Annotated in this window: 8 protein-coding genes; 1 reads left to right on the plus strand and 7 read right to left on the minus strand. The window is 31.7% G+C overall.

Translation table 11 applies throughout. The features are described 5' to 3' along the window. Positions 1-21: 21 nt before the first annotated feature. From uvrA to ftsE, 7 genes are all read right to left on the minus strand, one after another. On the minus strand, positions 22-2,838 hold the full coding sequence (uvrA, locus tag V6137_RS06565; RefSeq protein WP_425447098.1) for an excinuclease ABC subunit UvrA: 2,817 nt from the start codon (positions 2,836-2,838) through the stop codon (positions 22-24). Between the two features lie 222 nt (positions 2,839-3,060). Further along, entirely contained in the window at positions 3,061-5,034 is a 1,974-nt protein-coding gene (gene uvrB, locus V6137_RS06570) for an excinuclease ABC subunit UvrB (protein WP_425447099.1), read from the minus strand. Between the two features lie 679 nt (positions 5,035-5,713). Continuing rightward, positions 5,714-6,943 carry a hypothetical protein gene (locus V6137_RS06575; RefSeq protein ID WP_425447100.1) on the minus strand — a complete coding sequence of 410 codons (1,230 nt, stop codon included), beginning with the start codon at positions 6,941-6,943 and terminating at the stop codon, positions 5,714-5,716. A gap of 362 nt (positions 6,944-7,305) precedes the next feature. After that, positions 7,306-8,532 (minus strand): S41 family peptidase, encoded by a 1,227-nt coding sequence (locus V6137_RS06580; RefSeq protein ID WP_425447101.1) that lies wholly within the window; start codon positions 8,530-8,532, stop codon positions 7,306-7,308. A gap of 248 nt (positions 8,533-8,780) precedes the next feature. Beyond that, complete coding sequence (locus V6137_RS06585) at positions 8,781-9,908, minus strand: murein hydrolase activator EnvC family protein (RefSeq protein ID WP_425447102.1); 1,128 nt, start codon at positions 9,906-9,908, stop codon at positions 8,781-8,783. Positions 9,909-9,918: 10 nt separating this feature from the next. Continuing rightward, positions 9,919-10,818, minus strand: a complete 900-nt coding sequence (gene ftsX, locus V6137_RS06590; protein ID WP_425447103.1) for a permease-like cell division protein FtsX — start codon at positions 10,816-10,818, stop codon at positions 9,919-9,921. Then, on the minus strand, positions 10,808-11,494 hold the full coding sequence (gene ftsE / locus V6137_RS06595) for a cell division ATP-binding protein FtsE (RefSeq protein WP_425447104.1): 687 nt from the start codon (positions 11,492-11,494) through the stop codon (positions 10,808-10,810). Before ftsE ends, ftsX begins: the two co-directional genes overlap by 11 nt. A gap of 391 nt (positions 11,495-11,885) precedes the next feature. Here ftsE and V6137_RS06600 point away from each other — a divergent pair, with 391 nt between their 5' ends. After that, complete coding sequence (locus V6137_RS06600) at positions 11,886-12,458, plus strand: 5-formyltetrahydrofolate cyclo-ligase (RefSeq protein WP_425447105.1); 573 nt, start codon at positions 11,886-11,888, stop codon at positions 12,456-12,458. The last annotated feature ends 22 nt before the right edge of the window (positions 12,459-12,480 follow it).

A 12,480-nucleotide genomic window follows, 5' to 3' on the forward strand; every position in this document is an offset into this window, starting at 1 on the left:
GCTCCAAAGGCGCCTTTGTTCCTACAATATTCTACTTAAAAACTTACCTGTATAAGACCCTGCTATTTTACTTATCTCTTCAGGAGTTCCTTGTCCAACTATGGTACCTCCTTTATCTCCACCTTCAGGACCTAAATCTATAATATAATCAGAAGTTTTAATAACATCTAAATTATGTTCAATAACCAGTACTGTATTGCCACCTTCCACAAGTTTATTTAAAACTTTTATAAGTCTATGGATATCAGCAATATGAAGTCCTGTAGTTGGTTCATCTAAAATATATAAAGTTTTACCCGTACTTCTCTTACTTAATTCAGTAGCTAATTTTATTCTTTGGGCCTCTCCTCCTGATAATTGGGTTGAAGGTTGACCTAATTTTATATATCCTAATCCCACATCATACATGGTCTTTAATTTTCTTTTTATCTTAGGAATGTTTTCAAAGAATTCCAAGGATTCTTCAACAGTCATATTTAACACATCAGATATTGTTTTTCCCTTATATTTAACTTCTAAGGTTTCCCTATTATATCTTTTACCTTTACAAACCTCACAGGGAACATAGACATCAGGTAGAAAGTGCATCTCTATTTTTATTATTCCATCACCTCTACAAGCTTCACATCTTCCACCTTTTACATTGAAACTAAATCTGCCTTTTTTATATCCCCTCATTTTTGCCTCTTGGGTCATGGCAAAGACTTCCCTTATATGATCAAAAACACCTGTATATGTGGCAGGGTTAGATCTAGGGGTTCTTCCTATTGGGGATTGATCTATATCTATTACTTTATCAATATTTTCTATTCCCTTGATACCTTCATGTTTACCAGGTTTTTGTTTTCCCCTATGGAGTTCTTGACTCAATCTTTTATAAAGTATCTCATTTACTAAAGTACTTTTCCCAGAACCAGAAACCCCAGTAACACATGTAAATATCCCCAATGGAAACTTAACGTTTAATTTTTTTAAGTTATTTTCACTGGCCCCAGTAATTTCAAGCCATTTTCCATTTGTCTCTTTACGCCTTTTAGGTATAGCTATTTCTTTTTTTCCACTTAAATATTGCCCTGTTATAGATTCATCACAATTTTTGATATCATCAATGGTTCCTTGGGCTATTACCTTACCTCCATGAACCCCGGCCCCTGGTCCAATATCCACAATATGATCAGCGCTATACATTGTGTCTTCGTCGTGTTCCACAACTATTAGTGTGTTCCCCAAATCCGTCAGGTTCCTAAGGGTCTTTAATAGTCTATCATTATCTCTTTGGTGTAACCCTATACTAGGTTCGTCTAAAACATATAATACTCCCACTAAACTAGAGCCTATTTGTGTAGCTAATCTTATACGTTGGGACTCTCCTCCCGATAATGTTCCGGCACTTCTAGACATTGTTAAATAATCCAAACCAACATCAACTAAAAACTTCAGTCTCTCTCTTATTTCCTTTAATATTTGTTGCCCTATAAATCTCTGACGTTCTGTAAGTTTAAGTTCATTAAAAAATTCCATAGCCTGTCTTATAGATAATTCTGTAACCTCTGATATATTCATATCCCCTACGGTTACTGCCAGACTTTCAGGTTTTAGTCTACTACCTTTACATTTTGGACATGGAGTAACACTCATATAATCTTCTATTTTTTTTCTCATATATTCAGAATTTGTTTCTTTGTATCTTCTCTCAAGATTGTTTATAATTCCTTCAAAGGGAGCTTTATAAGTTCTATTTCCACTATATCTACTTTCAAATTCAAATGAAACTTCCCTGTTGGTTCCATATAGTAAATCATCAATAAGCTCCTTTGGAGCTTCCCCAATAGGGGTATCTAAACTAAAATCATAATACTCCGCAATAGATTTAAACATTCTAAAGTAATAACTATCCTCTGAAGTAGTGCTAAATGGAGCTATGGCTCCTTTTCTTATACTTAGTTTATTATTAGGTATAACAAGTTCTGGGTCCACCTTTTTATTATGTCCTAAACCATTACATTCAGAACACATCCCAAAGGGACTATTAAATGAAAACATTCTAGTTGAAACTTCATCTAGACCTATTCCGCAATCTATACATGCAAAGTTTTGACTAAACAGCATTTCTTTTTTTCCTATAACATCTACAATGACTAGTCCTTCCGCCAAGTCTATGCAAGTTTCTAATGAATCTGTTAATCTCTTTTCAATTCCTTCCTTTACTATAATTCTATCTACCACTACCTCTATAGAGTGTTTTTTATTTTTATTTAAATCTATATCATCACTTATATCATATACTTCTCCATCTACCCTAACTCTAACAAAACCTTCTTTTCTAATGTGCTCTAATATTTTTTTATGTTGTCCCTTCTTGCCCCTTACGATAGGTGCCAATAATTGAATTTTTGTTCGTTCCTCTAACTCCATTATCTGGTCCACCATTTGATCTACAGTTTGAGATGTTATAACCTTGCCACATTTGGGACAATGGGGGATTCCTACCCTAGCAAATAATAATCTTAAATAGTCATATATTTCTGTTACCGTTCCAACAGTTGACCTGGGATTATTATTGGTAGTCTTTTGATCTATAGATATGGCTGGAGACAGTCCTTCTATATATTCAACATCGGGTTTTTCCATTTGACCTAAAAACTGTCTAGCATATGCCGATAAACTTTCCACATATCGCCTTTGTCCCTCAGCATATATTGTGTCAAATGCTAAAGAAGACTTTCCTGAACCACTTAAGCCTGTAAAGACTATAAACTTATTTCGTGGTACCTCAATATCTATATTTTGAAGGTTATGTTCCTTTGCCCCCTTTATAATAATCTTGTTCCTTTCCATTTCATCACCTCATAGTTTTTATCATTAAAATTAAAGTTTTTTTATATCATTATATCGGGGAATGAATTCCCCTCTACTTACTTCAATTGACAGTGGATAATTAACAGTTGTCAATTAAGTGTGATTTTAGTCACTCCGTTCCTAAAATATTATATCCAAATTGGCTTTGCCAATTTGCCCCTTAATTATCCATTGTCAATTGTCAATTTATTTAAAGGTTAATCATATTCTTTTTTTCAACTCATCAACCTTATCCCTAAGTTCTGCTGCCCGTTCGAATTGGAGTTTTTCAGCAGCTTCTAGCATTTCCCTTTCTAATTCATCTATTACAGCTATAATCTCATCCTTATCCATATTATCTAATTTGTCTACACCATATTCTTCAATTTCTTCTGCAACTTTAGTGGCCTCTATTACATCCCTTATATTTTTCTTTATAGTTTTAGGGGTTATGTTACGGGTCTTATTATATTCCATCTGAATATGTCTTCTTCTCTCAGTTTCGTCTATAGCTTTTTTCATTGATTTAGTAATCTTATCACCATATAAAATAACAGTCCCATCGGCATTTCTAGCTGCTCTCCCTATGGTCTGTACCATAGATGTTTCTGAACGTAGGAAGCCCTCTTTATCAGCATCTAATATGGCAACAAGGGATACTTCTGGTAAATCTAGACCTTCCCTTAGTAGGTTTATACCCACTAAGACATCAAATTTTCCTAATCTTAAGTCCCTTATTATCTCCATCCTTTCTATAGTCTTAATATCAGAATGAAGATATGTTACCTTTATCCCTATTTCCTTAAAATAATTGGTTAAATCCTCAGACATTTTTTTAGTAAGGGTTGTTATAAGTACCCTTTCATTTTTCTCCACCCTAATATTTATCTCTTTTACTAAATCATCTATCTGATTCTCAATAGGTCTAACTTCAACCTTTGGATCAAGCAAACCTGTTGGCCTTATTATTTGTTCCACTATCTTTGAAGAATGCTCTAATTCATAGGGTCCTGGTGTAGCACTTACATAGGTTATTTTATTTATATGTTTTTCAAATTCATCAAATTTTAAAGGTCTATTATCAAGGGCTGAAGGTAGTCTAAACCCATAATCAACAAGATTTTGCTTTCTAGATCTGTCCCCTGCATACATACCTCTAATCTGAGGAATGGTAACATGGGATTCATCTATTATCATTAAATAATCATCGGGAAAATAATCTAGTAAAGTATATGGCTTACTTCCCGGTGGTCTTCCACTTATATGTCTAGAGTAGTTTTCTATTCCTTGACAAAATCCCATTTCCCTTAACATTTCTATGTCGTACATTGTTCTTTGCTGTAATCGTTGAGCCTCTAAAAGCTTATCTTCTGACCGTAGTTCTTTTAACCTTTCCTCCAATTCCTCTTTTATACCTTCTATTGCTTTTTCTACCTTATCCTGTGATGTGGCAAAGTGGGATGCTGGGAAGATCGATATATGATTTCTTTGTCCGATTATTTCCCCAGTCAAAGCATTTACCTCTGTAATCCTGTCTATTTCATCCCCAAATAATTCCACTCTTATGGCATTTTCGTTGGATGAAGCAGGGAATATTTCCACAACATCTCCCCTGACCCTAAAGGTTCCCCTTATAAAATTCACATCATTTCTTTCATATTGTATATCAACTAATTTCTCTATTATCTCAGATCTATCTTTAATCATTCCAGGTCTTAAAGATAAAACTAAATTTTCATAATCTATTGGATCTCCCAATCCATATATACATGAAACACTGGCAACAATTATAACATCCCTTCTTTCAAATAAAGCAGCTGTAGCCGAGTGTCTTAGTTTATCTATTTCATCATTAATTGATGCATCTTTTTCAATATAGGTATCAGTTTGGGCAACATATGCCTCAGGCTGATAATAATCATAATAACTTACAAAGTATTCAACTGCATTATCAGGAAAAAAATCCTTAAATTCACTGGCAAGCTGAGCTGCCAACGTCTTATTATGAGCAATAACTATTGTTGGCTTCTGAACCTCCTGTATAACATTTGCCATAGTAAAGGTTTTTCCTGAACCTGTCACCCCCAATAGAGTTTGATGTTTATCATCATTTAATATACCCTTTGATAGTTCATCTATAGCTCTAGGCTGATCCCCTGTCGGTTTATATTCAGATTGTATCTTAAATTTATTCAAAATATCACCCCACTAAAAAAAGTGTCCTAAAAGCTTGGACTCTTTTTTAATTTTAAATTAAAAATATTTCATTTGAACGTGTGTTCGTTTTAATTATATAAATAATTCCAGATTAAGTCAACATATATTATAAAACAAATGTGGCTTTGCCACTTATTTGTTTTGTGCAGAGTTCAAGGTGCCTGATAATACAAGGTTTATGGATAAAAATTTTATATATATTTATGGATAGTATGATTTTGTATAATCGGTTGGGGGATTACGAATCCCCCAACAACAGAATAGAAAGCTTATTAACTCTCAGTAATAAAAGGGTTATTAACTCCCAGTAATAAAAGGGTTATTAACTCCCAGTAATAAAAAGATTATTAACTCCTAGTAATAAAAAGATTATTAACTCCCAGTAATAAAAAGATTATTAACTCCTAGTAATAAAAAGATTATTAACCCCTAGTAATAAAAGGGTTATTAACTCCTAGTAATAAAAAGATTATTAATTTCCAGTAAATATAAAAATTATTAATTTTCAATAATATAAAAATTTGCCCTAAGGCAAATTTTATAGTTAATTTTAAGTATACCCAAATATTAAATTAAAAAACTATTGTTACTGTTATTATAGTATAAAGTTCAGAACTTTTCATTTGTTACTTTAATGTTTATAAGTGAAATTTAGCCATTATTTATTAAGTCTATTTTTTAGCCATTTTATAATATTAATAATAGGACTTTCTTTTTCGCTGACAATCAATGCATATGATGAATGTCTTGGGACTACTAGTAATCCCAATGATTTTATATAATCCTTTGATCTTATATCCTTTGAAATCAAATTATTATTAATATCGTAGTAATCTATTCTCAAATGTTTAAAATTGTATGACAAAACTTGATTTATTTCATCTTTAGTATTAATTCTTGTCCCATTTATAGCTAAGATAATATCTCCCGATCTTATTCCTAAAGTATGTCCCCATTTATTCGGTATTGTATCCAATACTTTTACTCCTATTTTAGATGGAGCATATACAGCTCTCCCCTTCTTTCTTTTTCCATGCTGTATTATAGCCTCATGGACTATTGGAGAAAACAGTGCCGCTATATACTTAAATAAATATATATGGGATGATATTATCGATAATAGTAATAGTATTATACTAAAAATCATTAAATATATTGATGATTTTTTTAATTTCCTCCTTGGATAATCAGTAATTGATATATCACTATATCCTAAAACTGCTATTACTCCTGCCATCATTAAAAATATATTTTCTGATGGCATACCCAAATCCCCTAATCTAAATATAGGCCATAATTCTGTAGGGGACATTCCACCTTCAGTTATACCTTCTCCAATAATTAAAACTATAAATGGAACGGGCCAAAATCTTATAATATTAAAACCACCAACAATTCTATTTTTATATTCAACAAAAATAGGTATCTTACTATTCTCTCCGTCTATTAATATTAAAAAACTTTCTATTAAATGGAGTATTGCAACTATAGCCATTATACTAGATACATTTATTTTTGGAAATCCTAGGGTCAAGCTTAATAAAGATAAAACACCCCCACCATAGGAAAAACACAAAAACCTTGGGTGTATAAGCATAAGTAATATAGCCATAATAAAAATATATTTAAAATCCTCTAGGTTTATATTAATACCTAATAAAAGTATTATAAAGCTACCTAATAAACCACCTACTAGTCCCATAACCATTGACTTCAAAGTTCTCTCTATAACAGATTTTTTATTTACAGATAAAATTTTTTTCTCTAGATCTCCTATCCTTTTATACTGAAATCCTACGATTATAACCATTACCCAATATATTGGATTTTTTATAACTGATAAAACAGTGATAAAAGAAGAGATAATTATTTCTAAAAACAATTCCATATTAACCCCCGTGGCAAAGGCTTTTGGCCTTTGAATTTTAAATTGTAAATTAGCTGAGGATTACGAATCCCCCAGCAACCTAGTCCCAATTAGTCCACAAGCTAATTATCGGAGAATGAATTCTCCTCTACTTAGTGTAATTGAGAATTGACACTTGACAGTGTATAGTTAAGGTACAAAATCGGCAAAGCCGATTTGAATATAATATTTTACGAATGAAGTGAGTAAAATCACCTTCAATTGTCAACTGTCAATTATAAGTAAGTAGTTTTCAATTTATTTAATGGTCTGATTATAAATTTCCTAGCAAAGTGATAGTTAGGACATAAAAGCCATTAGAAATATTTCTAATGGCTTTTATGTTACTTCGTCTTTTCATTTATAACTTCGATGGCCTTCTGTAATTGATTATCCTTTTTTATATTATCTGTTCCGAATTTTTCAACACCCTCTGCTAATTTTATTACTATATTGGGCGCTATACCTATGCCATGAATATTCTTTCCACTTGGAGTGAAATATTCAGAAACTGTAAGCTTAAATCCAGAACCATCCATTAGTGGTGTGATCCTTTGTACTATACCCTTACCAAATGTTTTTGTTCCTATTAAAGTGCCAGATTCAGTATCCTTTACTGCCCCTGCTAAAATTTCAGATGCACTTGCACTGCCTCCATTAATCAAGATAGTAAGGGGTATGTCTATTTTAGATTTATCTGATTTTATATATTCTCTTTTTTTATTTTTAGTTTGAGTATATACTATTGTACTTTCTCCGATTAATTTATCCGCTATTTCAGCACACTGATCCAATAATCCACCGGGATTATTTCTTAAATCTAATATCAAACCTTTTATATCCTTTTCTTGTAATTTACTTAAATGGTTTGAAAAGTCCTGAGATGTTTTTCTATCAAAGGTTGCTATTCTTATATAACCTATATTATTGTCAATAATAGCAGATTTTACACTCTTTACCCTTATTTCTTCTCTAATAATATTGAAGTCTATAAGTTTTTCATCACCGTTTTCCTGTTTTCTAAGTATAGTTACAGTTACCTCGGTTCCAGGTTCTCCCTTCATAACAGATACTGCGTCATCCATCTGTTCTGCAGTAAATTCCTTTCCATCAACCTTTACAATTTTATCTCCCGTCTTTATTCCTGCTGCTTCCCCGGGAGAATCTTCAATAGGTGCCACTACAGTTATTAAATTATCTTCTCCCGCAGTGATTCTAACTCCTATCCCTACAAAAGATCCCTCTGTATCTTCCATAAAATCTTTAAATTCCTTTTTAGTCATATATGAGGAATAAGGGTCACCTAAAGAAGCAAACATTCCCTTTAAAGCCCATTCATAAAGCTTATCTTCATCAATATCCCTTAAATAATTTTCTTGTATATGATCAGATAATTCTTCCATCTTGTAATACTTATTATTCATATAAACAAGCTCTTCGTATTTTTCCTCCGTTAATGAGTATTTATCACCTAACTTTACTGGAACAACACTAATTACTGCCAACGTACCTAAACTGGTTATCAGTATTGCAATTATAATACCTATTAAAAACTTCTTTTTTGATACCATCAATATGTCACCCCAAACTTTTTTACTAATATTTTATTGTATTAAATATATGGTAACATTATACCACTAAAGCATTATTTTTAAAAGAAAAGGGCTGAACTACAGAGAATAGATAATAGAGAATAAAGAATAGATGTGGTTATTTTACTCCCTACGGTCGTAAAATTTCATTATATAATAAAACAAAGTGGCCTACGGCCACTTTGCACATTATTTATTCTTTATTCTTTATTATCTATTCTTTAATTCTAAGGTCTCTTCACATAATTCAATGGATTCTTATAATCACCATTTATTCTTACCTCAAAGTGTAAGTGGGGGCCAGTGGAGTTTCCTGTTGTACCAGCTTTAGATATAACTTGTCCCCTTTTTACCGATTGACCTTTTCTTACCACTAGTCTAGAGTTATGGGCATATAGTGTAGTTCTTCCACCACCATGGTCTATTATAACTGCGTTTCCATAACTACCTAATCTACCAGAATACATGACCTTACCAGAGTTAGATGCCAATATATTAGTTCCTGTCGGGGCAGGTATATCTATACCAGTATGATAATTTTTAAGTCCTGATATTGGATGGGTTCTCCATCCAAAGGGTGAACTTATCCTACTATACCCTTGTACAGGCCACATCATTTCTCCCCCTGCATAGGCCTTCTCCATTTGCTGTCTTTGTATTACACTTCTTATTTGATCTGCTTGTTTCTTAAGATCATTTTCCATTCTATTGATAGCTGTATAGTTAGTTCTTAACTTTTCCATTCTAGTAGCTTTCGCTCTACTGGCAACAGCTAAATTTTTCTTTTTAACGGCAAGCTTTTGTTTAGTTACTTCAACCTCTGCATATTGTTTTTCCAATTTCTTTTTCTTTCCATCGATAATATCCCTTTGTTCCTTCATATACTCAAGTAATTCCACATCATGATCTGCCAACCTTTTTACCATATCAGCCCTAGTAAGTAATTCGCCAATATCATCGGAACCTAGTAAAACTTCCAGGTATCCAACAGATCCACTTTTATACATAGTTCTAAGTCTTGAATTGAAATTTTCTTTCTTATTAGAAATGTTTTCTTTCGCTTCTTCCAACTCTTCTTTTGTATTCTCTATATTTTTATTGATTGTATTTAATTGATTTTCAACCTTATCTAATTCAGCATTTGCAGCATATATCTCTTTATCCAACTGCTCTATCTGTACTTTAACATCTTTTATTTCACCCTGTAATTCCTTTTTCTTTTCTTGAACATCCTCTATTTTTTCTTTAGTTTTATCTAGATTTTTCTTATTTTCCTCTAAACTATCTTCTGCATATACCACTACATTAACTAATAATACAAAAATTATAAGAAAGTATATTTTTTTTCTCCTCATCGTGTCCCCCCTATACTTTTAAGAATTTTCTAAGGGATATTATACTACCCAACATCCCAATTCCAACACCTATAGCTAAAAACATGATTATAATATCATCAGCTAGCATTTCAGCCGGTATTAAGTAAATCATAAATAGAGAATAAAATTTATCATTAACATATTCAAATAAATATTTGTAACTATAATTGATAACTAAGATAGATAAAATTGACCCTATCAATCCTAAGATAATCCCTTCAATAATAAAGGGCCCTCGAATAAATCCGTTCGTTGAACCTACATACTTCATTATGTTTATTTCTCTCTTTCTAGCAGCAACTGCTAATTTTATGGTGTTGGAAATAATAAATATAGATATAAGTATTAATATACCTATTACTACAACTCCACCTACCCTAACAAAATCTGCTACCTTTATTAATTTATCTAAAATCTCATTATAGTACTTTATTTCCTCAATACCTTTCAAAGCTTTTAAATTTTCTACTACATGACTTGCATACTCTATATCTTCAAGTTGAATTATATAAGAATTCGGTAATGGATTCTCATCTTCTACCCCTTCAAGAAGATAAGCTTGATCTCCCCACTCTTCTTTCCAAAGTTCTAAAGCTTGAGCCTTAGACTGAAATATCACCGATAATACTCCATCATAATCAGATATTATGCCATTTAAATTAGTCATTTCTTCTTCAGAAAGACCATCTTCCAGATAAACATGTATCTCATCAAATTCCTTTTTAGTTACATTAGCAAGATTATTCATATTTAATACTAGCATAGATATTATCCCCAGTATGATTAACACCGCTGTAACTGAGCCAATAGATGCGATTCCCGACATTTTATTTCGCCATAGTCCTGTAAATCCTTGCTTTATAATATATTTAAAATTCCTAACCTTCATCTCCATACACACCCCTTTGCTCATCCCTTATAACTTGTCCACCTTTTAGCTCTATTACTCTTCTTTTCATTGTATTTACAATATCGCTGGCGTGTGTGGCCATCAAAATAGTTGTTCCCCTATTGTTTATTTGTTTAAGTAACTTCATTATATCCCATGCTGTTTCAGGATCTAAGTTTCCAGTTGGCTCATCGGCAATAATAACCGATGGATTATTTATAAGGGCTCTAGCTATTGAAACTCTTTGCTGCTCTCCCCCTGATAATTGTCTCGGATATTTTTCTGATTTTTGACTTAACCCAACCATACTTAAAATCATAGGAATTTTCTTTCTCATTTCCCTCCCTGAAGCCCCTATTATCTCCATTGCAAAGGCAACATTTTCATAAACTGTCTTTTTAGGCAATAGCCTAAAGTCTTGAAAAATAACCCCTATATTTCGCCTGATAAAGGGAATTCTTCTACTTCTTACTTTTGTTATATCCTTATTATCTAAAATTATTTTTCCACTGGTGGGTTCCGTCTCTTTTAATAAAATCTTTATCAGTGTAGATTTCCCTGCTCCACTGGAACCCACTAAAAATATAAACTCTCCTTTATCTATAGATAAAGTTATATTTGATAAGGCAGTAACTTCATTATCATAAATCTTATTTATATTTCGAAACTCGATCAATATTACCACTCCTGTTCCATACATTTACCATATTTTATATATTCGACACGTTGATTTTAATTCCTTTAAATATTCTTCTTTTTTTGTAGTCATATGTTACTATTTTAAACTTCTTAATGTTGTTTAATAATAATTATTAGGGAAATATAATAACTCTACATAAATTTTATCAAAAACAGTACCATAAGTTCAATGGATATTTCATTTTTCTATTAATTGGATTATAATTAAGTATAGAGAATAGTTAATAAAGAATAGATATTGTTATTTTACTCCCTACGGTCGTAAAATTTCATTTATATAATAATACAAAGTGGCCTAGTGCCACTTTGCACCTTATTTATTCTTTATTATCTATTCTTTATTATCTAAATTAAGGGGAGGTTTTATTTTGAATAAAGAACTTATGAGAAAAAAAATTTTAGAAAATAGAAAAGCTATTAATGACAAGGAACTTAATGAAAAGTCTCAAAAGATAATAAATCACCTATATGAAACTGATTTTTATAAAGAAGCTAAATGTATAATGGCTTATATAGATTTTCGAAATGAAGTTAAAACTGAAGAATTTATAAAGAAAACTTTATCTGAAAATAAAAAAGTTATTATTCCAATATCTGTTCCTAAAACTAGGGAGCTTATTTTATCGGAACTAAGGGATTTTGATAATGAACTAATTAAAGGGACATATGGAATTTTAGAACCAAAAGAAGATTTTATCAGAAAAACTGACTTTAATAACATTGATTTAGTTTTAGTTCCCGGAGTTGCCTTTGATAAAAGGGGTTTTAGAATTGGTTATGGTGCTGGATATTATGATAGATTTTTAAGTAAGCTTGATGAAAGTGTCCCAAAAGTGGCCCTTGCCTTTGATTTACAGATGGTCCCTAAAGTAGAAGAAGGCCCTTATGATATAGCAGTAGATTATATTATAACTGAGTCTGGGATAATTGAATGTAAATAGAATAGGTTGGGGGATTACGAAT

It is taken from the genome of Dethiothermospora halolimnae (assembly GCF_037577855.1).
GTDB classification, from domain to species: Bacteria; Bacillota; Clostridia; order Tissierellales; family VENL01; genus Dethiothermospora; species Dethiothermospora halolimnae.